This window comes from Friedmanniella luteola (assembly GCF_900105065.1).
Classification (GTDB): domain Bacteria; phylum Actinomycetota; class Actinomycetes; order Propionibacteriales; family Propionibacteriaceae; genus Microlunatus; species Microlunatus luteolus.
This window is the reverse complement of record NZ_LT629749.1, coordinates 4265525-4290689: the sequence shown is the minus strand read 5'-3', so window position 1 is coordinate 4290689 and position 25165 is coordinate 4265525. Positions and strand designations below refer to the sequence as shown.

The window sequence follows — 25165 nt, the reverse complement described above, 5'->3', positions numbered from 1 at the left end:
GATGAGCGACGACCAGCACGACGGCCCGCAGGGGCCGACCGTGCGCGACCGGCGCCGCATCGACCCGGAGACCTTCGAGGTCCGGGAGCCGCAGTCCGCTGCGGCTCCCGCCCCGGAGGCCCCGGCCGCTCCGGAGCCGGGTCTCCCGGACGAGCAGGTCGAGCAGCTGCAGACGGCGCTGGCCGAGCGGACCGCTGACCTGCAGCGGCTGCAGGCCGAGTACGTGAACTACAAGCGGCGCGTCGACCGCGACCGCGACCTGACCCGCAAGGTGGCGCTCGAGGGGTTCGTCAAGGACCTGCTGCCGGTGCTGGACGACGTCCGCTCCGCCCGCGAGCACGGCGAGCTGGCCGGGGCCTTCAAGGCCGTCGGCGAGCAGGTCGAGCGGATCACCACCCGGCACGGCCTCGAGAGCTTCGGGGCCAAGGGCGACCCGTTCGACCCGCACATCCACGAGGCCCTGATGCAGGTGCCGGCGGAGGGTGTCGACGGACCGACCTGCGTCGAGATCCTGCAGCCCGGCTACCGGATCGGCGAGCGGGTGCTGCGTCCGGCCCGCGTCGCGGTGGGCGAGCCCGTGGAGGGCTCGGCCGCCCCGGTCGTGGAGCAGACCACCGACACCGGCGCGGGCACCCCTGCGGCCGATGCGGAGCAGTGACCGGCTGACCAGCCGGGGCCCCCGCGGTGCGCGGGGGCCGTTGACCACCGAGGGGAGGCGTTCGTGAGCACGAAGGACTGGATCGAGAAGGACTTCTACAAGGTCCTGGGGGTGGCGAAGGACGCCAAGCCCGAGGACATCAAGAAGGCCTACCGGCAGCTGGCCCGGGAGAACCACCCGGACCAGAACCCCGGCAACCCCGAGGCCGAGCGGCGCTTCAAGGAGGTGTCCGAGGCCAACGACGTGCTGTCGAGCGAGAGCAAGCGCAAGGAGTACGACGAGGCCCGGCGGCTGTTCGGCGGGGGTGGGTTCCGCTTCCCGCGGAGCGGCGGCGCCGGCGCGGGCGGGGGGTCGGTGGACGACCTGTTCCGCCAGGCCGGCGACACCGGCTTCTCCGACCTGTTCGGCGGCCTGTTCAACGGGGCGGGTGGGACGCGGACCGCGACCACGCGCACGTCCAGCAGCCGCGGGCCCCGACGGGGCAGCGACGTCGAGGGCGAGGTGACCGTCGACTTCGTCCAGGCGATCGAGGGCGTCACCGTCGGCATGCAGATGGTCTCCGACGCCGCGTGCGTGCAGTGCCACGGCACCGGCGCGAAGGCCGGCACGGTGCCCAAGGTGTGCCCCACCTGCGAGGGCAGCGGCATGCAGACCTCGACCTCGGGTGGCGTCTTCGCCGTCACCGAGCCCTGCCGCGACTGCCGCGGCCGGGGCATGGTCGTCGACGACCCGTGCCCGGTCTGCCACGGCTCCGGCCGGGGCAAGTCCACCCGCACCATGCAGGTCCGGATCCCGGCGGGCGTCACCGACGGCCAGCGGATCCGGCTCAAGGGCAAGGGTGGCGCCGGTGAGAACGGCGGGGCGGCGGGCGACCTCTACGTCGTCGTGCACGTCCGCCCGCACCCGGTGTTCGGCCGCAAGGGCGACAACCTGACGCTCACCGCGCCGGTCACCTTCAACGAGGCCGCGCTGGGCGCCGAGATCGAGGTGCCGACGCTCGGCGGCGCCCCCGTCAAGCTGCGCGTGCCGGCCGGCACGCCCAACGGGCGCACCTTCCGGGTGCGCGGCAAGGGCGTCGGCAAGCGGGACGGCAGCAAGGGCGACTTGCTGGTCTCCGTCGAGGTGACGGTGCCCGAGGCGCTCAACGAGAAGGCGAAGGAAGCCCTGTCCAGCTACGGCGAGGCCGTCGGGGCGTCCAACCCCCGGGCCAAGCTGTTCAGCTGAGCCGGGGACGACCGGGAGGAGGTGACGACGTGGCAGCAGAGCTCCCGCAGCGGATCGACCACGACGCGCCCGTCTTCGTGATCTCGGTCGCGGCCCAGCTGGCCGGCATGCACCCGCAGACCCTGCGGACCTACGACCGGATCGGCCTCGTCCAGCCGCGGCGGACCGCCAAGCGCGGCCGCCGCTACTCGGCCCGCAACATCGCCCAGCTGCGGCTGATCCAGCGGCTCAGCCAGGACGAGGGCATCAACCTCGAGGGCATCCGCCGGATCCTGGCGATGCAGGACGAGATCGACACGCTCCGGGTCCAGGTCGCGCAGCTCGACGAGCTGCTCGCCCTGGCCCGGGCCGCCGCGTCGGGGACCCGGGTGTTCACCGCGGACCCGACCGGCGACGTCCGGCTGGGCGCCGCGGCGGCCCGGCGGCGGCCGGCTCCGCGGGCGATCACCGCCCGGTGAGCGGGCCCCAGGAGCCTCGTCCGACGAGCGGATCCTCCGGAATGGTTGATCCTTCAACAGCGTTGAGGCCAGCATGAAGAACATCGGCTTCCTGTCCTTCGGGCACTGGAACCCCTCGCCGCACTCGGCGACGCGGTCGGCGGCGGACGCGCTCACGCAGTCCATCGAGCTGGCCGTCGCCGCCGAGGAGCTCGGGGTGGACGGCGCCTACTACCGCGTCCACCACTTCGCCCGGCAGCTGGCGTCGCCCTTCCCGCTGCTGGCCGCCGTCGGCGCCCGCACCAGCCGGATCGAGATCGGCACCGGCATCATCGACATGCGGTACGAGAACCCGCTCTACATGGCCGAGGACGCCGGCGCCGCCGACCTCATCTCGGGCGGTCGGTTGCAGCTCGGCGTCAGCCGGGGATCGCCCGAGCAGGTCGTCGACGGCTACCGGTACTTCGGCCACCTGCCGGCCGGGGGCTCGGACCACGCCGAGATGGCGCGCCAGCACACGGCCGTCTTCCTCGAGGTGCTCGAGGGGCGGGGTTTCGCCGAGCCGAACCCGCGTCCGATGTTCGCCAACCCGCCCGGGCTGCTGCGCATCGAGCCGCACTCCCCGGGACTGCGGGACCGGATCTGGTGGGGGGCCGGAACCCGCGCGACCGCGGAGTGGACGGCGCAGCAGGGCATGAACCTGATGAGCTCCACGCTGCTCAGCGAGGACACCGGGGTGCCCTTCTCCCAGCTGCAGGCCGAGCAGATCGAGCGCTTCCGCACCGCCTGGGCCGAGGCCGGTCACGACCGCACGCCCCGGGTGTCGGTGAGCCGCAGCATCCTCCCCCTCGTGAGCGACCTCGACCGGGCCTACTTCGGACGCGAGTCCGGCGGTCAGGACCAGGTCGGCATCCTCGACGGCGGGCGGGCGCGCTTCGGCAAGACCTACGCGGGCGAGCCGGACCAGCTGGTCCGGGAGCTGGCGGAGGACGAGGCCGTGGCGGCGGCGGACACGCTGCTGATCACGGTGCCCAACCAGCTCGGGGTCGACTACAACGCCCACCTGCTCCAGTCGGTGCTCGAGCACGTGGCGCCGGCGCTCGGCTGGCGCTGAGCGTGGTCGGTTCGGGTGCCGCGGCCGGTCCCCGGCGCGGCGCTCAGTCGACGACGCGGACGCCCTTCCAGAACGCCAGCCGGTCCGTGATCTCGGCGGCCGCCGGCTTCGGCTCCGGGTAGGTCCAGGCGGCGTCGACGTTGGTCTCGCCCCCCACCTGGACGCTGTAGTAGCTGGCGGTGCCCTTCCAGGGGCAGACCGTGTGCGTGGTGGTCGGCTCGAGCACGCCGGGAGTGACCGACTCCAGCGGGAAGTAGTGGTTGCCCTCCACCACCACGGTATCCTCGGACTGCGCGATCACGGTGTCGTTCCAGATGGCCTTCACGGTCGTCTCCTCAGGTGCGGTGTGGTCCTCGCCCCCATCCTGTCCCGCCGGGCAAGTGCCGGAGAACCCTGTGCACAAGTCCTCCGGCCGCCGTCGGGGCGGGCAGCGTGGAGACATGACCACCTCGACCGCGCACCTGCTCAGGACCATCACCGTCACGACGGCGCCGGACCTCGTCCGGTTCTGGACGGCTCTCATGGGTGATGGCGGCATCGGCCGCCGCACGCTCTGGCTCGTCTTCCTCGACGAGGACGGACGGCCCGCGCCCGCCGTCGTCCCGGTCGACGACATCCCGCTGGACCCGAGGCCGGCCGACGTCGACTCGTTCCGCCTGTTCTTCGACCACCTCGACGGCTACGGCACCCCGGTGCTGCTGCTGTCCCGGCCCGGTCCGTCCGCGGTGCAGGACCACGACCGTCGGTGGGGCCGGGCGCTGGCGTCGTGCACCCCCCGGTGGCCGGTGCACCTCGCCACCGAGGGCCCGCACGGGCACTGCGTCGTGACCCCGCTGCCGCACCCCTCGGGGGAGCCGTGAGCCGACGTCCCGCGGCCGACCGCCTAGCCCACCACCCGCAGGTGCGCCCGTCGACGGCGCGCGCTCTCCGCCGTCTTCTCCATCAGCTCCAGGAACGCGCGCGAGTGCGTCGTGTTCCAGTCGTGGTCGCGCAGCGCGGCCCGGCGGCCGTTGGCCGACAGGGTCTCGCGGAGGGGGCGGTCGGCCCGCAGCCGCAGGACGGCGTCCACGACGGCCTCCACGTCGTCCCAGGGGACGACGATCCCCAGGTCGTTGCCCCGGACGATGCTGCTGGCCAGCGGGAGCGGCGTGGTGATGGCCGGGATGCCCAGGGCGGCGTACTCGACGATCTTGGTCGGCAGGCTCGACCGGAAGTTCGGGAGGTCCTTGAGGAGGCAGAGCCCGGCCAGCGAACCCGACATCCGCTCCAGCGCCGTCTCGCTCGGCAGGTAGCCGAACCAGGTGAGGTCACCCGCCGCCATGGCGTCGTCCAGCGCCTCCCGGCACTCGGTGTCGACCGCCTCGCCGATCACCTCGACCGTCACCGCGCCCGCGGTCCGACGCCGCAGCTCGCGCGCCACCGCGATGATCTCGGCGCAGCCTCGCGCCATGGAGATCGAGCCCAGGTAGCTGACCCGGTCGGCGGAGGGCGGCCGCGCCGTCGCCGGCACCCGGACGGCGTTGGGCACCACGGGGTGGTGCCGGCGGAACCGGTGCTGGTAGGAGTACTCGGACAGGAAGAGCCGGTGGCGGTGTTCGGCGAGGCGCTCGAGCGACCGCCACGCCGTCGCCATCGGCACCCGCATGACCAGCGGGACCCAGGTCTTCACCCGCATCGCGGCGGCCGGGTCCTCGTGGACGTCCCACACGAGGTTCGTCAGCCCCAGCCGGATCGCCGGGAACAGCAGCTCGGGGTCGTGCACCAGCACCAGGTCGTGCCGGGGGGCCAGCTCGCGCAGCATCCGGCGGGCCGCCAGCGCCGACCGGAGCCGGTGGCGGCCCTGCGAGCGGCAGATGTCGACCAGCTCCAGCCGCCCCCGCCCCTGCGCGGCCGGCGACGCAGCCGGCACCGCCAGGCCGTAGCCGGAGAAGGGTGCGACGTAGGTGACGTCCCAGCCGGCGCGGAGCAGCGTCTCGATCTGCCGCTGGCGGACCCGCGAGTCCTCGGGGTGGTGGACGACCGTCAGGACCAGGACCGACCGGCGCGCGACCGCCGCGGTCGCCTGCTCCGACATGCGCGCGACCGCGGTCACAACAGCTGGACGTTGTCCGCGCGCGTGGCGGTGCCACGCGTGTCGAGGAACCGGCGGGAGAGTGCGGCCAGGGCGTCGACGTCGTACTGCTGGTGGTTCTGCAGGACGATGCAGAGGTCGGCCTGCTGGACCGCCGTCGGCAGGTCGTCGACGCTCGTGAGGTGGTGCCCGGCCACCGACCAGTTCTTGACCAGGGGGTCGTGGAAGCTCAGCTGGGCACCCTGCTCCACGAGGATCTTGGCCAGCGGCTTGGCCGGCGACTCGCGGGTGTCGGCGATGTCCGCCTTGTACGTGACCCCGAGCAGCAGCACCTTGGCTCCGCTGAGGGCCTTGTGGTCGAGGTTGAGCATGTCCTGCGCGCGGCGGGCCACGTAGGCCGGCATCGTGGCGTTGATCTCCTGGGCCAGCTCCACGAACCGGAAGGGGTAGCCGAGCTGGGCCCGCACCCGGTGGGAGAGGTAGTTGGGGTCGATGGGGATGCAGTGGCCGCCGACACCCGGTCCGGGCCGGAAGGCCTGGAAACCGAAGGGCTTGCTGCTCGCCGCGTCGATGACGTCCCACAGGTCGATGTCGAGCTCGTGGCAGAAGCGGGCCATCTCGTTCACCAGGGCGATGTTGATGTGCCGGTAGGTGTTCTCGAGGAGCTTCGCCATCTCCGCTTCCCGGGTGCCCCGCGTCAGCACGACCGTGTCGATGAACCGGCCGTAGAACTGCTCGGCCGCCTGGGCGCACGCCGGGGTGTGCCCGCCCACCACCTTCGGGGTGTTCTTCGGTCCGAACTCGGCGTTGCCGGGGTCGATGCGCTCCGGGGAGAAGACGAGGTGGAAGTCCTGGCCGGCCACCATGCCGCCCGCCTCCAGGAGGGGGCGGACCTCCTCGTCGGTGGTGCCCGGGTACGTGGTCGACTCCAGGACCACGAGGGAGCCGGGGGACAGGTGGCGCGCCGTGACGGCCGTGGCCGCCAGGACCGGTCCCAGATCGGGGAGCCCGTCGCTGGACAGCGGCGTCGGCACGCAGATGACGATCGTCTGGGCGCGGGCGATCACGCTGGGGTCCAGCGTGGCGACGAAGCCGGCGTCCAGCATGGTCCGGACGTCCCCTCCGTCCAGGTCGTCGACGTGGGAGCGGCCCGCGTTCAGCCCCTCGACCACCTCGGCGCTGACGTCGAGGCCGACCACGGACAGACCGGCCGCGCAGGCTTCGCGGGCCAGCGGGAGCCCGACATAACCCATGCCGACGATGACGGCGTCCACGTTGTCGTCCACTTCCCACTCCTCATCACTGGCGTCGGCCCGCCCGGTCCCGACCAGGACCGGGAACCCGCTTCCGAGGAAGGGTGCCGGTCGTCAACGTATTCGAGTTGCGACCCGGAAACCAGTCAGACAACCGCGTGTTGAGGCTCGCGAAAAGGGGTTGGAGACGGGCGGGTCGTCGTTTTCTTCCTGCCTCGGGAGCGTGCGAGGATCTGCGCACTATGAGTGTGGACGGTTCTCGCCGGGTGGATGTTCTCGACATCTCCGACCTCCGCTTCCCGGGCGGCACGTCGCACAGCATCGCCGAGGAGGTGCGGGCCCAGCGTCGGCACGGGTGGACCACCGGGCTGGTCCACCTCAACGGTCCGCTGGTCACCCGCGTGACGCCGGTCAACCCGCAGATCCGTCGGCTGGTGGACGGCCGGCAGGTGAAGCTGCTGGTCGGTGACGACCCCGTCGAGGCCGACGTGGTGGTCGTCCGGCACCCCGCGGTGCTGCAGCACGCGGCCGAGCAGCTGCCGCCGGTCCGGACGGGGTCCGTGGTCGTCGTGGCCAACGCAGGCCCCCGGGACATCGACGGCTACGAGCACTACCGGCCCGAGACGGTGCACCAGATCGCCGCCGAGCACTTCGGCGTCGAACCGGTCTGGGCCCCGATCGGCCCCCTGGTCCGCGACGAGATCGCACCGCTCCTGGACCCGGGCTCGCTGCGGGCCGAGGACTGGGTGAACATCATCGAGGTCGACGCGTGGCAGGTCCGGCGGTCCGGATGGCAGTCCGACCGGCCCGTGATCGGACGGCACAGCCGCTCCTCCCCCCAGAAGTGGCCGGCCGACGCCGCCACCCTGCGTCTCGTCTACCCCACCGACGGGTCGATGACGGTGAAGGTGCTGGGCGGGGCCGGCCCGGCGGAGAAGCTGCTCGGCGAGCGGCCGCCCAGCTGGGAGGTGCTGGAGTTCGGCGAGCAGGCCCCGCGCGACTTCCTCGCCGGCCTCGACTTCTTCGTCTACCACCACGACCCCCGGTGGGTGGAGGCGTTCGGCCGCACGATCCTGGAGGCCCTGGCCAGCGGCGTGCCGGCTGTCCTGCCGCCGCACTTCGAGGCGCTCTTCGGGCCGGCCGCGAGCTACGCGGAGCCGAGCGGGGTGCGCGACCTCATCACCGGCCTCTACGCCGACCGCGCGCGGTACGAGGCCCAGGTGGCGGCCGCCACGGCCGACGTCCGCCGCCGGTTCGGGCACGAGGCCCACGTCGGGCGGATCACGGACCTGATCGGGGCGCCCCGCACGGCCGGCCCGGACCAGCCGGGGACCGCGGTCCCGGTGGCCCCGCCCGCCACGGCCGGGGCCGGGGCGCTCCCGACCGTCCCGTCGGCCGGCCCGGTCGCCGTCGAGAAGCCACGTCTCCTCTTCATCACGAGCAACGGCGCGGGGATGGGCCACCTCACCCGGCTGCTGGCCTACGCCCGCCGGACGGCGGCCGACGCCGAGCCGCACTTCCTCTCCCTCTCCCAGGCCGTCGGCGTGGTCGGTGAGTTCGGGTTCGGCTACGAGTACCTGCCGTCCACCAAGGCCACCGGGATGAGCGCGAAGACGTGGCACGCCCTGTTCGCCGAGCGGGTGTCGGAGACCGTCGCCCGGCTGCGGCCGGCCGCGGTGGTGTTCGACGGGACCTGGCCCTACGACGGCATCGTGGCCGCCCGCCGCGCCGATCCGGGACCCCGCTGGGTGTGGTCGCGGCGCGGCATGTGGCGTGCGGGCCAGAACCGCGAGCAGCTGGCCAAGGCCGCGTGGTTCGACGCGGTCCTGGAGCCCGGGGACTTCGCCGCCGCCTACGACCAGGGGGTCACCGTCGCGGCACCCTCCCGGCGGGTGGGACCCGTCACCCTCGCCGACCACGACGAGCTCGAGGACCGGGCCACGGCCCGCCGCTCCCTGGGACTGGACCCGGACGCGCCGATGGCGCTGGTGTCGCTGGGCGCGGGCAACATCGACGACACCAGCGGGACGACGGGGGCCGTGGTCGGTGCGCTCCGTCGGCTGGGCGTGGAGATCTGCGTGACCCGGCCGGCGATCTCCGCCCGCGGAGGGGGGTTGGACGACGTGCACCTGATCCGCGACTTCCCCCTGTCCCGTCGGTACCGCGCGTTCGACCTCGCGGTCAGCGCGACCGGCTACAACTCCTTCCACGAGCTGCTCCGCTTCGGGCTGCCCACCCTGTTCGTCCCCAACCGCGCGACGTCCCTCGACGACCAGGCCGGCCGGGCCCGCTTCGCCGCGGACCGCGGGCTCGCGCACGCCCTGGACGACGTCACGGTGGAGACGGCCCAGCCGCTGCTGGCGGACCTCCTCGAGCGCGGACCGACGATGGTGGCGGCGATGGCGGACCTCGACCCGGGCAACGGCGCCCACGAGGGCGCGGCCCTGCTCCTCGACCTCGCCGCGGGGCGGCCGTCGTGGTGAGGGGCAGCACGCTGCCGCCCGGGGTGCGCCAGGCCGTCGCCCTGCTGTGGCGCGCGCCCGGTTCCCGGACCGTGCGGCGGCGGGCTGTCAAGGCGCTGCGGCGGAACCGGACCGCGCGTCGTCTCGCGCAGCAGATCTGGGCCGTGCGGCCCGCACGGCGCGGCGTCCCGGTCGACGTGACGGCCGGCACCCTGCTGGGTGGGCTGGGGACGGAGCAGCTCCCCGTGGTGCTGGTCGTGATGATCGGGACCCCAGCGGCCCTCGTCGAGCCGGTGGTCGAGGAGGTCGCCGAGCTGCAGGTCCTCACCGCGGCCTTCCGGCCCGTCTTCGTGCTCGACTCCCCGGCGTTCGGGCCGGTCCGGCGCTACGGCTACCCGGTGGAGCTGGTGACCGGCCGGGTCGACTGGACCGACACGGCGACGACCTGGGAGGAGTACCTCGGCACCCGGATGGCGTCCATCTGCCGCCACTTCCGGAGCACGGGGACCGTCCGCGTCGGTCCGGACGGGCTGGACGCGGTGGACCGCGCGCTGCTGGGCGGGGGACGCTGACCGTGGCCAGGACCACCCCCCGAGGACTGCTCGGCTCCGTCCGCTCCCTGGTGCGCTCGCACTGGCACCACCTGGCTCCGCTGCTGGCGCTGGGCGCCCTCGCGGCGGCGGTCTGGGCCTGGGTCGGCGAGGGCAGTCCCGCCCTCGCGGCCCTCCTGGTGCTGCAGGCGGCGTTGCTGGTCGGCGTCGCGGTCACCGGAGCCCGCTCGCTCACGATCCTGAGGCAGGGCCGCCGGGCCGACCAGCGGCTCGCCAGCGTGCTCACCCTGAGCCGGAAGGCGGCGCGCCGGGCCGCGCCCCGACCGGCCCCGACCCCGGCCGCGCCCCCCGCGCCGGACCTCGGGCCCCTGCTGGCCAGCCTCGGCATGCAGCGCCTGGACGGGGCCATCCGGCACGAGGAGGTGATGGAGGCGTACCGCGAGGTGGTGCGCCGCCAGGACGTCCTCGCCGAGGGGCTGCAGCGGGAGAAGGAGCGCCGGGAGGCCGACATCCGCCGGGCGCTGGAGGCGTGGGGACCCGGTGTCCTCCGGGCGCCGGAGCTGCAGGCCGCGGAGGAGCGGCTGACCCTGCTGGTCAACCGCAAGTTCGAAGAGGCGATCACCGAGAACGACGCCCTGATCAACCTGCACCGGCTGGTCGAGGTGCACCACGAGCTGCCCCCGGCCGGGGGCTTCGCGGCCTCGCCGCGGACCCTGCTGCGGCTGTTCTCGGCCGCCAGCGAGGTCCCCGCGGACCGCCTGGTGGTGGAGTGCGGCAGCGGCACCTCGACCGTCTGGCTGGCCGAGGCGCGGCGTCAGGCGGGCGGGGGCCACGTGGTCGCCCTCGAGCACGACGAGGGGTACGCGGAGCGGACCCGGGAGGCGGTGCGCCGGAGCGGGCTGTCGGCGTGGGTCGACGTCCGCTGGGCGCCGCTGGAGCCCGTGGAGATCGACGGGTCCAGCTACCGCTGGTACGCCCGCTCGACCTGGGAGGACCTCGCCGGCATCGGTCTGCTGTTCGTCGACGGGCCGCCCGGGAGCGTCGGGCCCCGGAGCCGTCACCCCGCCTTCCCCCTGCTGGCCGCCCGGCTCGCCGACGGCGCCACGGTCGCCCTGGACGACGTCCAGCGGCCCGCGGAGCGCGCCATCGGCCAGAGCTGGCTGGCGGACACCACGTCTCCGGTCGTCCTGACCGACCACGAGGTGGTCGGGCGGACCTGGTTCCTGCGGGCCGAACGGCGGCCCGGGTGACGTCCGCGACCTCCGGCGGGCCCGGAGGGGCGCGGACCCCCGGGTGGGTGCCCCGGCCGGTGGTGCGGCAGGAGTGGCGGGCCGTGGCGGCGCCCGCGCTCGGCGCCTGGACCCCGACCGCGACCGTGACCGTCGTGCTGCCGGCGAAGGACTGCCAGGGCGAGCTCGAGCTGACGTTGGCGGCCCTGGCCGAGCAGACCTACCCCGAGCACCTGCTGGACGTCGTCGTCGTCGACGACGGGTCGGAGGTCCCGCTGGAGCTGCCGCCGCGGCGGCCGGCGCACTGCCGGATCCTCCGGCTGCCGCCCGGCGCGGGCCACGGCTCGGGAGGAGCCCGGCACGCCGGCGCCCAGGACGGGGTGGGCTCGGGTGACCTGCTGCTGTTCCTCGACGCTGACATGGTGGCGACCCGGACGCACGTCGAGGCGCACGCGCGGTGGCACCACGTGGTGGCCGACGCCGTGGTCCTCGGTCGCAAGAGCTTCGTCGACTTCGACGGGATCTCCCCCGGCGCGGTCCAGCGGGCGGTCCGGGAGGACACCCTCGCCACGGTCCTCGCGGGTCGCCCCCAGGAACGTCACGTCTGGTGGGAGAACTTCGTCCGGGCGGGCCACCTGCTCACCGACTACACCGACGACACCTTCGTGGCCGTCGTGGGCGCCAGCGTCTCGACCACGCGCGCCCTGTACCGCGAGAGCGGCGGCTTCTCGGCGCTGCGGCTGCGCGGGATCGTCGACACCGAGTTCGGCTACCGCATCTTCACCGCCGGCGGGGTGGTCATCCCCGACCTCGAGTCCGAGAGCTACCACCAGGGCGTCCGCAACTTCAGCACCCGCGGCGACGAGATCAAGCGCGAGCGCATCGGGCTGGCGGCCAACCACCTGCCGATCCCGATCTTCCGGCCGGTCAACCGTGGACGGTCCTGGACGGTGCCCGAGGTGCACGTGCTCCTGGACGCCGGGCCCGGGATCGATCCGGCGTCGGTGCTGCTCAGCGTCGACAGCCTCCTGGCGTCCTCGGTGAGCGACCTCAGGGTGACCGTCTCGTGCCCGGCCTCGGACCCGCCCCCCCGCTGGCTCCTGGACTACTTCGACGGGGACGGCCGGGTCCGGTTCACCGACGCGGCGCCGTCCACCGGGTTCCCCTCGCCGAGCACGCTCGTCGTGCCGGCCGGCGCCGTCGTACCCGTCGACCTGGTCGGCGCCCTCCGCGCGGAGCAGCTCGCGCGCCAGGTCGGGCTGGTGCGGGCGACGGTCCCCGGCCTGGCGGGGGCCTCGGTCGAGCTGTGGGCGACGCGGGCGCTGCACCGGGCGCGACGCCACCCGCACCCCGACGGGATCGAGGCCGCCGTCCAGGACCTCTTCGGCCAGGCGTGGCTCAGCGGTGCTGCGCTCGGCCTGCGGGCTGGGGTGCTCGACGTGACGCGCCAGGGGATGCTGCTCGACCGGCCGGTCCAGGACGCGACGGGATGAGGCCGACCCAGCCGCCCCCGGCGCTCGACGTCGGCACATGGCGGGCCCTCGCCGCCCTCGACCCGGCGGGCGTGTCCGCGCTCGCCCGACGCGTCGCCGGCACCCGGCTGCCGCCGGTGAACACCGCGGTGGTGTCGCCCGCCGGCTTCGTGGGCGACACCGGCCCCCGGCTGGCCCGGGTGAGGTCCCGGGGCACCCGGATGGAGGTCGTGGACCGGCGCGAGGTGCTCGCCGACCTCGGGGCCTACGGGCTGCTGGACAGCGCCGGGCTCGCGCGCCTCCGCCCGTACCGCGCGGTCGAGGTGGACGCCGGCGCCGCTCCCGGGCCCCTCCTGACCGCGCGCCTGCTGGCCCAGCTCCTGGTGGCCGGCGTGCCGCCGCTGGTCGACCACCTGCCGGTGAGCGTCGAGCGGCTGCTGGGCGACCAGCTGGCCGCCGTCCTCCACGAGCTCGACCGCCCGGTGCTGTCCTCGCCCGTCACGCGCACGGCCTGGTCGGTCCGGGCGCGACGCCAGGCCCTGCGCCGGCTGACGGCCACCGGCCGGCCGGTCCCGGTCGGGCTCCTGGTGGACTGGACCGACGAGACCGGGGGTGCGCGCTCGCTGGAGGAGGCCCGTCGCCAGGACTGGCCGGACCTCGTCGTCGTCCTCGTCACCGGCCCCGCGGGCGCGGCGGCCGCTCGACGAGCGGCCGCCCGGGGACCGGGGTCGGCGTCGGTGGTCCTCGGTGAGGACCGCGCGGCCGCCCTCGCCGCAGCGGTGGACGAGCTCCGGGCCGTCCCGTCGGCCCCGTCCCTCGCGACCGTCTTCGCCGCCGGGCTGAGCTACGGACCGCACCACGTGACCGACCTCGTGCTGGCGCGGGGGTACGCGCGGAGCCCGCTGGTCGGGGTCGACGTCCGCCGGAGCTTCCTCGTCCCGCTGGACCTCGGGGTCGAGGACGCGGGCGAGGAGGGGGAGCGGCCCGGCCGGGCGCTGACCCCCGGTACCGTCCTCGCCGAGCCCCAGGACCTCCTCGAGGTCGCGTGCCCGCCGGCCGGCGCCCCGCCCGCCCGCGGCTACGCCGTCCACGACGGTGGCGTGACGCGCGTCGTGCACGCCGCCGTGGGCTCCGAGCTGGAGACGAGGCTGGCCGGCGCCTCCCGGCAGTGGCGCGGCTGGGCCGAGCCGGGCGCCGACCAGGACGCGACGCCGGGGCCGCCCGGCCGCGAGCGCGGCCGGGCGACCTACCCCTCCTACTTCAGCCGACCGTGAGCGGACGCCGGCCGGCGAGGTCGGCGCTCAGCCGGTTCGCCGTCTCGACCAGGGCCTCGGCCCGGGCGTCGAAGGTGTGCTCGCGCCGGATCCGCTCGGTCACCGCGGCCCGGCGCTCGCGACGCTCCGGGGCCTCCTCCAGGTGCTGGGTCACCGCCTGGGCGAGCTGGGCCGGGGTCTCGTAGGTCAGGACGGCGTCCCCGAAGATCTCGTCCAGACCCGGGACCGGGTCCGACACGATGCGAGCGCCGGAAGCGGCGAGGTCGAAGAGCCGGTTGGAGATCAGCCCGTGCTCGCGCATGTCGTCCCAGTGGTCGTTGAGGACCACGCCCGCCCCGGCGTAGACGGCGGGGAGGTCCTCGTTGGGGATGTACTCCCCGAGCCACGCACCCGCCGGCAGCAGGCCCTGCCAGCGGACGCCGTAGACGGCGGGGACGATGCCGGCCGCCAGCGCGGTGCCGACGGAGTCGCGGACCCCCCGGGCGTTCCCGACGAAGAGGACCTCGTGGCGGCGCAGCGGGTCAGGAGCGACCGGTCGGAACCGCCGCTGGTCGGTGCACTGCAGGAGGGCGGGGACCGTCCGCCCGGTCGCCCGGCTGAGGCGTTCGGCCAGCGTCGACGACGCCGCGAAGGCGGCGTCGAAGGTCCGCAGCTCGCGGGCCGTGACCTCCTGGGGATGGCTGATCACCCACACCAGGTTCGTGTGCTGCGGGTTCGGCCGGTAGGGCGTCACGCCGCGGAGGGTCAGGGTGACGTCGTCGAGCCGGGACGTCGGCCGGTACCAGGCGTCCTTGCAGTCGATCACCACCTCCTGGCCGCGGCGCTCCAGCGCGTCCTTGAGCGCGACGGCGAAGTGCCAGTCGCCCCAGTTCGTGCGGCGCGCCACCGTGGGAGCCCCGATCTTCAGCGCCCACCGCAACGGTCGAGGGCTCCGGTCCCGGACCACCACCGGCCGCGCCGGGTGGGCCAGGTCGGTCTCGTAGCCCACCACGGCGTAGCCCGCGTCCTCCCAGGCCCGCTCGTCGCCGTCGAGGACGTCGCGCCAGCGGTCGGCGTAGAGCTCCTGGTTCGCGGCCGCGACCGCCTGGGCCCGCGGTCCGTTCGGCGGGTCGGGCACGGTGAGCAGCGAGACGAGGCTCTGCGGCACGTACCGCGGCTCCCGCCCCGCCGACGCCGCCAGCCGCAGACTGAGGTCGGCGTTGTCGTGGTCCTCGACGAAGGTCGCCTCGAACCCGCCGACGCCGACGAAGTCGTCGGCGCGGACGGCCAGCACCCGGGCGCCGAGGGCGGCCCGGCCCGACGCGCGCAGGACCTCGGGTGCGTCGCCCGGGAAGCCGGCGAAGAGGTCGTACGGGTGGGCCCCGCGGGCGTGCCCGGTGCCGGCCGACCAGACCGCGCCGTCGGGTCGCAGCACCAGGGGCTGGCAGGCCGACGCCGCACCCTCGACCAGCGGTCCGACCAGCGGTCCCAGCCAGCCCGGCTCGACGCGGACGTCCGGGCCCACGAAGACGACGACGCCGCCCCGGGCGAGCGAGGCGCCCAGGTTGCGCGCCACCTCGGTGGAGAGGCTGAAGCGTTCCCGCCGGACCCGCAGCCGGGGGTGGCGGCGCGCCAGGTACTGCAGCTGCGTCGCCTCGGCGTCGGGCAGCTTGGCGTCGACCACCACCACCTCCACCTCGGGCGCGGTGAGGGCCAGGACGCGCTCGATGGTGCTGCGCAGGTGCGGCTCCGAGCGGTTGGCGGTGATGACCACCGAGACGTCGCCGGGCGGGCGGTCGCCCCGACGGGCGCGGGCAGCGGTCCAGTCCACGACGTGCTTGTCCAGCACCTTGTGGCGGTAGCCGAACGGCTCGGTGATGGTGATGCGGTCGTCCCGCTCGTCCCACGGGTCGTACCGGGTGCCGATGAACGGCGCGAACCCGAAGTCGGTGACGGCCGCCATCCGGATGAACAGGTCCCAGTCCACGTTGCGGCGCAGCGTCTCGTCGAAGGTCCCGACCTCGTCGAGGAGGGCGCGCTCGTGCAGCACGACGATGCAGTCGATGAAGTTGCGCTCCTGCAGCGCCTCGCGGTCGAACGGCAGCGCGCGGAACCCGGTGCGGCCGCCCTTCTTCTCCTCGCGCAGCTCCGACGCCGCGTAGCCGACCCGGAGCCCGGCGGTGCGGACGAAGGCGACCATGACCTCGAGGAAGCGGGGTTCCCAGGTGTTGTCGGAGTCGAGGTAGGCGACGTACTTCCCGTGCGCGCGGGCCAGCCCGGCGTTCCGTGCCGTGGAGACCCCGCCCGGCAGTGGTCGCCGGACCAGCTCGACCCGGGGGTCCTCCAGGAACGGCGCGAGCTGCTCGACGGTGTCGTCGACGCTGCCGTCGTCGACCACGACCAGCTGCCAGTGCCGGTAGGTCTGCTGCAGCACCGAGCGCACGGCCTCGACCACGCCCGGGGCGCGGTCCTTCGTGGGGACGACGACCGACACCAGCGGCGGCTCCTCGCGGAGCTCGGAGCAGGCGGCCAGCGTCTGCGCCACGAAGGCGTCCGAGGCCGCGCGGTCGAAGGTCTTGGCGGTGCGCGCCAGGTCCTCGTGCCCGGCGGTGGCGGCCAGCAGGTCCTGCACGTCCCCGGCGAACTCGGCGAACGGCGCCCCGGTGGAGCTCGTCGGCCGGTCGGCGGCCGGGGCGAACACCTCGGGGTCGACCCCGGGGGCGAGGCGGGCGCCGGTCCGCCACCCCGACTCCAGGTAGTGGCCCAGCGGCCCGCCCGGGTGGGTGGCCGCGTCCGGGTGGTCGGCGAGGTAGGCGTGCGCGTCGACGAGGGGGTGGGGGGAGGTCCCGCGGGCGGCGCCCCGCCGGACGTAGTGCACGAAGGCCGCGGTGTCCAGCTGCTTCGGCGTCTCGGGCCGGCTGCGGTACCACGCCGGGTCGAAGCAGGGCTGGGGGCTGACGTCGTCCGGGATGCCGGTGCGGACGTAGTGGTCGACCGGGTCCTCGCCCGCCGGGAGCGGGCCGGCGTGCCGGAGGTACCAGGCGGTGTCGAACAGGCCCGACCGGCGGATCTCGTCGGCCAGCTGGACGGCGCGCTGGTCGTCGGCGACCGGCGGCACCACCTCGGGCTCGGGGCGGCGGCGCACCTGCCGGAACTTCATGGGTGCCTCCGGGCATCGGGGGACGGGCTCGGCCGTCCACCCTAACCACGGAGCCGGCGGCTGACGGGTCCGGCTCACCGGCCGCGGCACCGAGGCCACGACGGTTCGGGGGTGCTCAGGGTTGAGCGGAGGGCACTCAACCTGGAATACTGTCCAGCGGCACGAAGTTGAGTCGGATGGACTCAAGGACGACCACCCCACTGCTCGACCCCGAAGGACCCCGCACATGGACACGAACAAGCTCACCACCAAGAGCCGTGACGCCGTCTCCACGGCGTTGCGGAACGCCCTCACCACGGGCAACCCCAACGTCGAGCCCTCGCACCTGCTGCACGCGCTGCTGCTGGTGCCCGGCAACACCGTCGCGCCGCTGATCAGCGCCGTCGGCGCGGACCCGGCCGTCGTCGACGCCGCCGCGCAGGGCGCCATCGCCAAGCTGCCGAAGGCGAGCGGGTCCTCCGTCGCCCAGCCGCAGCTCTCGGGCGCCTTCGCCCGCGTGCTGGCCGACGCGGAGAACCGTGCCCAGCAGCTCGGCGACCAGTTCGTCGCCACCGAGCACCTGATGATCTCCCTCGCCGCCGTCGACTCCGACGTCAAGAAGCCCCTGCTGGACCTCAAGGTGGACCCGCGCTCGCTGACCGCCGCCTTCAACGAGGCGCGGGGCAGCAAGCGGGTGACCAGCGCCGAGTCCGAGGGCACCTCCTCGGCGCTCGACCAGTACGGCGTCGACCTGACCGCACAGGCCCGCGAGGGCAGGCTCGACCCGGTAATCGGCCGGGACACCGAGATCCGCCGCGTCGTGCAGGTGCTCGCCCGGCGCACCAAGAACAACCCGGTCCTGATCGGCGAGCCCGGCGTCGGCAAGACCGCCGTCGTCGAGGGCCTGGCCCAGCGGCTCGTCGCGGGCGACGTCCCCGACTCGCTCAAGGGCCGCCGGCTGGTCTCGCTCGACCTGCCGTCGATGGTCGCGGGCGCCAAGTACCGCGGTGAGTTCGAGGAGCGGCTCAAGGCCGTGCTGACCGAGATCCGCGACGCCGAGGGGCAGGTCATCACCTTCATCGACGAGCTGCACACCGTCGTCGGGGCCGGGGCGTCCGGTGACTCCTCGATGGACGCCGGCAACATGCTCAAGCCGATGCTGGCCCGCGGCGAGCTGCGGATGATCGGCGCCACGACGCTCGACGAGTACCGGGAGCGGATCGAGAAGGACCCCGCCCTGGAGCGCCGCTTCCAGCAGGTCTACGTGGGCGAGCCGAGCGTCGAGGACACCATCGCGATCCTCCGCGGACTGCGGGAGCGCTACGAGGCCCACCACAAGGTGGCCATCACCGACGGCGCCCTGGTGGCCGCCGCCAGCCTGTCCAACCGGTACATCCCGTCCCGCCAGCTCCCCGACAAGGCGATCGACCTCGTCGACGAGGCGGCCTCCCGGCTGCGGATGGAGATCGACTCCTCGCCCGAGGAGATCGACGTGCTGCGGCGCAGCGTCGAGCGGATGCAGATGCAGCGCTTCGCCCTCGAGAAGGAGTCCGACGCCGGCAGCCGCGACCGCCTGAACCGCCTGGACGAGGAGCTCGCGAACACCCAGGAGGAGCTGCGCGGGCTGGAGGCGCGCTGGGAGGCCGAGAAGCAGGGCCTCAACCGCGTCGGCGACCTCAAGAAGCAGATCGACGAGCTGCGGAGCCAGGCCGACCGCTTCCTGCGCGAGGGCGACCTGGTGAGGGCCAGCGAGATCAGCTACGGCGAGATCCCGGCCCTCGAGAAGGAGCTCGCCACGGCCTCCGTGGCCGAGAGCGCGCTGCCGCCCATGGTCAGCGAGGAGGTCGGCCCGCAGGACATCGCCGAGGTGGTCGCCAACTGGACCGGCATCCCGACCGGCCGGCTGCTGCAGGGCGAGACCGAGAAGCTGCTGACCATGGAGGACCGGCTGGGCACGCGGCTGATCGGGCAGCGCCCGGCGGTCCGCGCGGTCTCCGACGCCGTCCGGCGCTCGCGGGCCGGCATCTCCGACCCGAACCGTCCGACGGGCTCCTTCCTGTTCCTCGGCCCGACCGGGGTGGGCAAGACCGAGCTGGCCAAGTCGCTCGCCGAGTTCCTCTTCGACGACGAGCACGCGATGATCCGCATCGACATGAGCGAGTACTCCGAGAAGCACTCGGTGTCCCGGCTCGTCGGTGCCCCTCCCGGCTACGTCGGCTACGAGGAGGGCGGCCAGCTGACCGAGGCCGTCCGCCGCCGCCCCTACTCGGTCGTGCTGCTGGACGAGGTGGAGAAGGCGCACGGTGAGGTCTTCGACATCCTGCTCCAGGTGCTCGACGACGGCCGGCTGACCGACGGCCAGGGCCGCACGGTCGACTTCCGCAACGTGATCATGATCCTCACGTCGAACCTCGGCTCGCAGTTCCTGGCCAACGCGAGCCTGGACGAGAAGATGAAGCGCGACGCGGTGATGGGGGTCGTGCGGGGCGCGTTCAAGCCCGAGTTCCTCAACCGGCTGGACGAGATCGTCCTCTTCGACGCCCTCGGCACCGAGGAGCTGGCCAAGATCGTCGACATCAACCTGGGCCGGCTCAACGCCCGGCTCGGGGAGCGCCGGATCACCGTCGTGGCCACCCAGGCGGCGAAGGACTGGCTGGCCCTGACCGGCTTCGACCCGGTCTACGGCGCCCGGCCGCTCCGGCGGCTGGTCCAGACCACGATCGAGGACCAGCTGGCGCGCAAGGTGCTGGCCGGCGAGGTGCTCGAGGGGGACACCATCACCTTCGACGTGGACGCCACCAGCGACGGGCTGACGATCGTCCAGCCCGAACCGCTCACCGTCTGACCGTCGACCCCGACCGCCCCGGACGTCCCCGTCCGGGGCTGTCGTCGTCCTGCCGCGGGTGCGCCGGGCGCCCGGACCGGCCCGGCTAGGGTGGCCCGAGCCGCGTCGGCCCACCCCTCCGGAGCCGGCCGAGCGGAGGAGAGGAACGCTGGTGACCAGCACGACGACGCCCGCCGGGCGCGTCGACCCGCGCGCACCGCAGGTCCGGCACCCGTGAGGGCCGGGGACCTGGTGCTGCGCACCGGCGAGCGCGAGACGGTGCTGGTGCCCGACCCGACCGCGCCCCACGCCTTCACGTTGCGCGTGGGCCGGACGGACCAGTCCTACGTCGACCTCGACGACCCGACGCGGCTGGAGTTCGACTACGTGCAGCGGATCGTCGACGTCGTCGACTCCGTGGCCCCGGCGGGGGAACGGCTCGGGGTCGTCCACGTCGGCGGGGCCGCGCTCACCCTGCCGCGGTACCTCGCCCACACCCGACCCCGCTCCGCGCAGGTGGTGCTCGAGCCGGACGCCGAGCTGACCGAGCTCGTCCGCAGCCACCTGCCGCTGCCCCGGCAGAGCGGTATCAAGGTCCGGGCGGCGGACGGGCTCACCGGCCTGGCGGCCCTCCGCGACGACTACGCCGACCTGGTCATCCTCGACGCCTTCGACGGCTCCCGGGTGCCCGCCGAGCTCACGACGGCGGAGTTCCTCGCCGACGTGCGCCGGGTGCTCCGTCCCGGCGGCACGCTGGTGATGAACGTGACCGACCGCGGACCCTTCGACTACGCCCGGCGGGTCCTGGCCGGGGTGCTGGCGACCTTCGACCACGTCGTCTTCAGCGCCGAGCCGTCGACGCTCAAGGGCCGGCGCTTCGGGAACGTCGTCATCGCGGCGGCGGCCGCGGCCCTCCCCGTCGAGGAGATCGCGCGCCGCGCCGGCAGCGCCCCCTACCCCTACCGGGTGCTGCAGGGCGCCCGGCTCACCCAGCTGGTGGGCGGGGCGGCCCCGTTCACCGCGACCGACGGCGCGCCGTCCCCGGCACCGCCCGCCGACCTGCTGTTCGGCTGAGCAGCCGCGCCGCACGACCTAGGCTGGAGCCCATGTCCGGTCCCGGGTACGCGCCGCCGCCGCAGGGGGCGCCCCACTTCGAGGCGCCCGGGTGGACGGGCCACCCGACGCCCTCCGCACCGCCCGCGCTCCCCGGCGGCCAGGCGTTCCCGGGGTACCCGCGAGCCGGCCAGGCGCCGGTCCCGCCTCCGCCCCTGCCGGGGCCGGTCTCCGCCGGGCCGGTGGGCCCTCCCCAGCGGCCCGCCGTCATCGCGCTCGGCTGCACGCTGGCCGTCCTCGGGTCGCTGCAGTGGATCTGCGGGCTCAGCCTGCTCTGGGTGACCGCGACCGTCGGCACCGGCGCGTTCGCGGAGGTCAACGACAACGGCGCGGTGTTCCACATCCTCAACCGCTTCGACGCCCGGATGCTCGACGGCCTCGCGGTGCCGCTCTACCTCTTCCCGCTGGCCTCGCTGGTCACGGGTTTCCTCGTCCTGTCGCGCCGGCCGTGGACCCGGCTGGCGCACAGCGCCGTCGGCCTGGTGGTGCTGGCCTGGGCCGCCTGGTGGCTGCGGGACGACCTGCTGTGGTGGTTCAGCGCCGCCTGGTACATCGCCGTCGCGTGCCTCGTCCTGTGGACCCCCGCCGCGACCGCCTGGTACCGGTGGCGGGCCGACGGGCGGGACGGTCACCCGATCGGCTGACCGCCGGGTGCCCGCTGCCAGACTGACGCGGTGCCGCTCCCCACCCGGATCCCGCTCGCGACCTGGCCCACCCCGCTCGAGCCCGCGCCGCGGCTGGCCGTGGCCCTCGGCCTGGCGGCTGACGACCTCTGGGTGAAGCGGGACGACCTCGCCGGCCCGGCGGGCGGCGGCAACAAGATCCGCAAGCTCGAGCGGACCTGCGCGGAGGCCCTCGCCGCGGGCGCCGACGTCCTGGTCACCAGCGGCGCGCCGCAGAGCAACCACGCCCGGCTGACCGCGGCCGCGGCGGCGCGGCTCGGCCTCGGGGCCACCCTGGTGCTGGAGGGTGACGCCCCGGACGGCGACCGGGGCAACCTGCTGCTCGACCGGCTGCTGGGCGCCGCCGTCGTCTGGGCGGGCGAGGTGGGCGCCGACGGCCTCGTCGCGGCCGTCCACACCGAGGCCGGGCGGCTGTCCGCGCAGGGGCGCCGGCCCCACGTCGTCCCCTTCGGCGGGTCCAGCCCGAGCGCCGCCCAGGCCTACGTCGACGCCGCCGCGGAGATCGAGGAGCAGGGTCCGCGACCGGACCACCTCGTGGTGGCGCTCGGCTCCGGGGGCACGACGGCCGGCCTGGTCGCCGGCCTCGGCGCGGAGCGGGTGCTGGCGGTGCACACCGGCGCGGTCGACGACCCCGCAGGGACGGTGGGCGGCCTGCTGGCCGGGATGGGCGTCGACGCGGGACCGCTGCGGTTGCGCCTCGACCAGGTCGGCGACGGCTACCCGGCCCTGACCCGGCCCGTCGTCGACGCCGTCCGGCTGGCGGCCCGCACGGAGGGCCTGGTCCTCGACCCGACCTACACCGGGCGCGCGCTCGCCGGGCTGGTGGCGGCCGTCCGCGACCGCGACGTCCGGCCGGGGGAGCGGGTGGTGTTCCTGCACTCCGGCGGCCTGCCGGGCCTCTTCGGGCACCCCGACGCCGCCCGGCTGGTCGGCTGAGTCAGCCGCGGAGCCGCCCCAGCCGCCGGACGGCCTCGTCGAGGACGGCGTCGGCCTTGCAGAACGCCCAGCGGACGTAGGGCCGGCCGGCCTCGACGTCGTCGTAGAACACCTGGTGCGGGATGGCCACCACGCCCACCCGGTGCGGCAGGTCGCGGCAGAAGGCGACGCCGTCGTCGTAGCCGAGCGGACGGACGTCGGTGGTCATGAAGTAGGTGCCCTGCGGGACCACCGGGTCGAGGCCGATGCCGCGCAGGCCGGCGGCCAGCCGGTCCCGCTTGCCCTGCAGGCTCCGGCGGTTCTCCTCGACCCAGGCGTCGCCCTCGTCGAGGGCACGGGCGATCGCGGGCTGGAACGGGGCGCCCGAGACGTAGGTGAGGAACTGCTTGACCGCCGTCAGCTCGGTGACCAGCTCCGCCGGCCCCAGCGCCCAGCCGATCTTCCAGCCGGTCGCCGAGAAGGTCTTGCCCGAGGAGGAGATCCGCAGCGTCCGCTCGCGCATCCCGGGGAAGGTGGCCAGCGGGACGTGCTCGGCGTCGTCGAAGACGAGGTGCTCGTAGACCTCGTCGCAGACCACCAGCACGTCGTGGGCGACGGCGAGCCGGGCGATCTCGGCGAGGTCCTCGCGGCCGAGCACCGTGCCGGTCGGGTTGTGCGGGGAGTTGACCAGCAGCACCTTGGTCCGGTCGGTGAAGGCGGCGGCCAGCTCGGCGTGGTCCAGCCGGAAGTCCGGCCCGAACAGCCCGACCCCCACCCGGGTGCCGCCCGCGAGCTCGATGGAGGCGGCGTAGGAGTCGTAGAACGGCTCCAGCGCCACCACCTCGTCACCGGGGTCGACGAAGGCCAGCATGGCGGCGGCCAGCGCCTCGGTGGCGCCCGTGGTGATGACCACCTCGGTCGCCGCGTCGTAGCTGAGGCCGTGGTGCCGCTGGCTGTGCGCGACGACGGCCTCGCGGAGCGGCGCGATGCCCCGGCCGGGCGGGTACTGGTTGACCCCGCTCGCGATGGCCTCCTCGGCCGTGGCGAGCATCCAGTCCGGACCGTCGGTGTCGGGGAAGCCCTGGCCGAGGTTGACCGAGCCGGTCGCGACCGCCAGGGCCGACATCTCGGCGAAGATCGTGGTGCTCGCCGACCGCACCCGCTCGGCTTTCCACGCTGAGGCCATGCCCAGCACCCTAGCCGCGGCGACCAGCGCCCTCCGAGGCGCGGGTCTAGGCTCGGCGGGGTCCGACGACGAGGGGAGCAGACGGTGTCACAGGCCTCGGAGCAGGCGGTGCTCGACGCGGTGCCGGACGGGCTGCTGGTCGGCGGCCGCTGGCGGCCCGCCGCGTCCGGGAAGACGCTCGACGTGCACGACCCGGCGACCGGGGCGGTGATCCGGACGATCGCCGACGGCGGGGTGGCCGACGGCGCCGCCGCGCTGGACGCGGCCGTCGAGGCCGGCCCCGGCTGGGCGCGGACGGCGCCGCGGGTCCGCGGGGAGGTCCTGCGGCGCGCGTTCGACCTGCTGCAGCAGCGCCGCGACGAGGTCGCCCTGCTGATGACGCTGGAGATGGGCAAGCCGCTGGCCGAGTCGCAGGCGGAGGTGACCTACGGCGGGGAGTTTCTGCGCTGGTTCTCCGAGGAGGCCGTGCGGATCACCGGCCGCTACGGCACCAACCCGGAGGGCACCGGTCGGATGCTGGTCAGCCAGCACCCGGTGGGGCCGTGCTACCTGATCACGCCCTGGAACTTCCCGCTGGCCATGGCCACCCGCAAGATCGCCCCCGCGCTGGCCGCCGGCTGCACCGCCGTGGTCAAGCCGGCCGAGCTGACGCCGCTGACCACGCTGTTCCTCGCCGAGCTGCTGGGCGAGGCCGGCGTTCCCGACGGCGTCGTCAACGTGGTCACGACCTCCACCGCCGGCGACGTGTCCGGGCCGGTGATCGCCGACCCCCGGCTCCGCAAGCTCAGCTTCACCGGCTCCACGCCGGTGGGCAAGCAGCTGCTCAAACAGGCCGCCGACGGCGTGCTCCGGACCTCGATGGAGCTGGGCGGCAACGCGCCGTTCCTCGTCTTCGAGGACGCCGACCTCGACGCCGCGGTGGCCGGCGCGATGCTGGCCAAGTTCCGCAACGTCGGCCAGGCCTGCACGGCGGCCAACCGCTTCCTGGTGCACGAGCGGGTCGCCGAGGAGTTCGCGGCCCGGGTGACCGCCGAGGTCGAGGGCTTCCCCGTCGGCCGGGGCACCGAGGAGGGCGTCCGGATCGGCCCGCTGATCGACGAGCGCGCCGTCCGCAAGGCCGAGCAGCTGGTCGGGGACGCCGTCGACCGCGGCGCCGAGGTGCTCACCGGTGGCCACCGGGTCGAGCGCCCGGGCACCTTCTACGCCGGGACCGTCGTCACCGGCGTGCGGCCGGGCAGCGACATCCTGCGCCAGGAGATCTTCGGCCCCGTGCTGTCGGTCTCCACCTTCGGTGACGAGGACGAGGCGGTCGCCCTGGCCAACGACACCGAGTACGGCCTCGTGAGCTACGCCTACACCCGCGACGCCGACCGCGGCCAGCGGCTGGTCGACCGGCTGGAGACCGGGATGATGGGTCTCAACGTCGGCGTCATCTCCAACGCCGGGGCGCCGTTCGGCGGGGTGAAGCAGTCGGGCATCGGGCGCGAGGGCGGCCTCGAGGGCATCCACGAGTACCTGTCGACCAAGTACACGCTGACCCCGGACCCCTACCGCTGAGCGCTGGGACCGCGCGGGCATGAT

The 25165-nt window shown here is 74.5% G+C and carries 20 protein-coding genes; 15 read left to right on the top strand and 5 right to left on the bottom strand.

Translation table 11 applies throughout. The features are described from left to right. Position 1: 1 nt before the first annotated feature. From grpE to BLT72_RS20045, 4 genes are all read left to right on the top strand, one after another. Positions 2-658: a nucleotide exchange factor GrpE gene (grpE, locus tag BLT72_RS20060; RefSeq protein ID WP_091417991.1), complete on the top strand. Its 657-nt coding sequence runs from the start codon at positions 2-4 to the stop codon at positions 656-658. 63 nt (positions 659-721) lie between these two features. Further along, the gene (gene dnaJ, locus BLT72_RS20055; RefSeq protein WP_091415340.1) at positions 722-1882 is read left to right on the top strand and encodes a molecular chaperone DnaJ; all 1161 of its coding nucleotides are present in this window, start codon (positions 722-724) and stop codon (positions 1880-1882) included. Positions 1883-1911: 29 nt separating this feature from the next. Further along, complete coding sequence (locus BLT72_RS20050; protein WP_091415337.1) at positions 1912-2340, top strand: heat shock protein transcriptional repressor HspR; 429 nt, start codon at positions 1912-1914, stop codon at positions 2338-2340. A 73-nt stretch (positions 2341-2413) separates the two neighbouring features. Further along, a complete protein-coding gene (locus tag BLT72_RS20045; protein ID WP_091415333.1) occupies positions 2414-3433 on the top strand; it encodes an LLM class flavin-dependent oxidoreductase in 1020 nt (339 codons plus the stop codon). Between the two features lie 43 nt (positions 3434-3476). On the opposite strand, the gene BLT72_RS20040 is transcribed toward BLT72_RS20045, so the two are convergent. After that, positions 3477-3758 (bottom strand): DUF427 domain-containing protein, encoded by a 282-nt coding sequence (locus BLT72_RS20040; protein WP_091415330.1) that lies wholly within the window; start codon positions 3756-3758, stop codon positions 3477-3479. A gap of 115 nt (positions 3759-3873) precedes the next feature. Here BLT72_RS20040 and BLT72_RS20035 point away from each other — a divergent pair, with 115 nt between their 5' ends. Beyond that, a complete protein-coding gene (locus BLT72_RS20035) occupies positions 3874-4293 on the top strand; it encodes a hypothetical protein (protein WP_091415326.1) in 420 nt (139 codons plus the stop codon). 23 nt (positions 4294-4316) lie between these two features. On the opposite strand, the gene BLT72_RS20030 is transcribed toward BLT72_RS20035, so the two are convergent. Both BLT72_RS20030 and BLT72_RS20025 read right to left on the bottom strand, forming a co-directional pair. After that, complete coding sequence (locus BLT72_RS20030; protein WP_091417990.1) at positions 4317-5507, bottom strand: glycosyltransferase; 1191 nt, start codon at positions 5505-5507, stop codon at positions 4317-4319. A gap of 14 nt (positions 5508-5521) precedes the next feature. Continuing rightward, positions 5522-6790 carry a nucleotide sugar dehydrogenase gene (locus BLT72_RS20025; protein WP_231930196.1) on the bottom strand — a complete coding sequence of 423 codons (1269 nt, stop codon included), beginning with the start codon at positions 6788-6790 and terminating at the stop codon, positions 5522-5524. A 233-nt stretch (positions 6791-7023) separates the two neighbouring features. Here BLT72_RS20025 and BLT72_RS22840 point away from each other — a divergent pair, with 233 nt between their 5' ends. The 5 genes from BLT72_RS22840 to BLT72_RS20000 are packed head-to-tail and all read left to right on the top strand — an operon-like array spanning position 7024 to position 13745. Next, entirely contained in the window at positions 7024-9240 is a 2217-nt protein-coding gene (locus BLT72_RS22840; protein WP_197677116.1) for a glycosyltransferase family protein, read from the top strand. Next, entirely contained in the window at positions 9234-9791 is a 558-nt protein-coding gene (locus BLT72_RS20015; RefSeq protein ID WP_157720584.1) for a hypothetical protein, read from the top strand. The genes BLT72_RS22840 and BLT72_RS20015 overlap by 7 nt, the downstream gene beginning before the upstream one ends. Positions 9792-9793: 2 nt before the next feature. After that, entirely contained in the window at positions 9794-11020 is a 1227-nt protein-coding gene (locus BLT72_RS20010) for a class I SAM-dependent methyltransferase (protein ID WP_091415319.1), read from the top strand. A 47-nt stretch (positions 11021-11067) separates the two neighbouring features. Next, positions 11068-12492, top strand: coding sequence for a glycosyltransferase family 2 protein (locus BLT72_RS20005; protein ID WP_172826128.1), 1425 nt, complete (start codon positions 11068-11070; stop codon positions 12490-12492). Next, positions 12489-13745, top strand: coding sequence for a hypothetical protein (locus tag BLT72_RS20000; protein WP_091415313.1), 1257 nt, complete (start codon positions 12489-12491; stop codon positions 13743-13745). Before BLT72_RS20005 ends, BLT72_RS20000 begins: the two co-directional genes overlap by 4 nt. Here the strand turns inward: BLT72_RS20000 and BLT72_RS19995 are convergent. Further along, the gene (locus tag BLT72_RS19995; protein ID WP_091415310.1) at positions 13732-16884 is read right to left on the bottom strand and encodes a glycosyltransferase; all 3153 of its coding nucleotides are present in this window, start codon (positions 16882-16884) and stop codon (positions 13732-13734) included. The genes BLT72_RS20000 and BLT72_RS19995 overlap by 14 nt on opposite strands. A 226-nt stretch (positions 16885-17110) precedes the next feature. On the opposite strand from BLT72_RS19995, the gene clpB reads away from it, so the two are divergent. The 4 genes from clpB to BLT72_RS19975 all read left to right on the top strand — a co-directional run bounded on the left by clpB (position 17111) and on the right by BLT72_RS19975 (position 22419). Next, positions 17111-19708, top strand: coding sequence for an ATP-dependent chaperone ClpB (gene clpB / locus BLT72_RS19990; protein WP_091415306.1), 2598 nt, complete (start codon positions 17111-17113; stop codon positions 19706-19708). 213 nt (positions 19709-19921) lie between these two features. Beyond that, positions 19922-20761 carry a spermidine synthase gene (locus tag BLT72_RS19985; protein ID WP_231930194.1) on the top strand — a complete coding sequence of 280 codons (840 nt, stop codon included), beginning with the start codon at positions 19922-19924 and terminating at the stop codon, positions 20759-20761. Between the two features lie 32 nt (positions 20762-20793). Beyond that, a complete protein-coding gene (locus BLT72_RS19980) occupies positions 20794-21444 on the top strand; it encodes a hypothetical protein (RefSeq protein WP_091415303.1) in 651 nt (216 codons plus the stop codon). Positions 21445-21474: 30 nt separating this feature from the next. After that, positions 21475-22419 carry a pyridoxal-phosphate dependent enzyme gene (locus BLT72_RS19975; protein ID WP_197677115.1) on the top strand — a complete coding sequence of 315 codons (945 nt, stop codon included), beginning with the start codon at positions 21475-21477 and terminating at the stop codon, positions 22417-22419. A 1-nt stretch (position 22420) separates the two neighbouring features. Here the strand turns inward: BLT72_RS19975 and BLT72_RS19970 are convergent, their stop codons facing one another. Next, complete coding sequence (locus tag BLT72_RS19970; RefSeq protein ID WP_091415299.1) at positions 22421-23584, bottom strand: pyridoxal phosphate-dependent aminotransferase; 1164 nt, start codon at positions 23582-23584, stop codon at positions 22421-22423. Positions 23585-23668: 84 nt separating this feature from the next. On the opposite strand from BLT72_RS19970, the gene BLT72_RS19965 reads away from it, so the two are divergent. Next, a complete protein-coding gene (locus BLT72_RS19965) occupies positions 23669-25141 on the top strand; it encodes an NAD-dependent succinate-semialdehyde dehydrogenase (RefSeq protein WP_091415296.1) in 1473 nt (490 codons plus the stop codon). Positions 25142-25165: the final 24 nt, after the last annotated feature.

Bases quoted from the DNA above. Each gene is read 5' to 3' on its own strand.
- grpE (WP_091417991.1), top strand. From the start codon at position 2: ATGAGCGACGACCAGCACGACGGCCCGCAGGGGCCGACCGTGCGCGAC.
- BLT72_RS20045 (WP_091415333.1), top strand. From the start codon at position 2,414: ATGAAGAACATCGGCTTCCTGTCCTTCGGGCACTGGAACCCCTCGCCG.
- BLT72_RS20035 (WP_091415326.1), top strand. From the start codon at position 3,874: ATGACCACCTCGACCGCGCACCTGCTCAGGACCATCACCGTCACGACG.
- BLT72_RS20030 (WP_091417990.1), bottom strand. From the start codon at position 5,507: ATGTCGGAGCAGGCGACCGCGGCGGTCGCGCGCCGGTCGGTCCTGGTC.
- BLT72_RS20000 (WP_091415313.1), top strand. From the start codon at position 12,489: ATGAGGCCGACCCAGCCGCCCCCGGCGCTCGACGTCGGCACATGGCGG.
- BLT72_RS19995 (WP_091415310.1), bottom strand. From the start codon at position 16,884: ATGAAGTTCCGGCAGGTGCGCCGCCGCCCCGAGCCCGAGGTGGTGCCG.
- clpB (WP_091415306.1), top strand. From the start codon at position 17,111: ATGGACACGAACAAGCTCACCACCAAGAGCCGTGACGCCGTCTCCACG.
- BLT72_RS19980 (WP_091415303.1), top strand. From the start codon at position 20,794: ATGTCCGGTCCCGGGTACGCGCCGCCGCCGCAGGGGGCGCCCCACTTC.
- BLT72_RS19970 (WP_091415299.1), bottom strand. From the start codon at position 23,584: ATGGCCTCAGCGTGGAAAGCCGAGCGGGTGCGGTCGGCGAGCACCACG.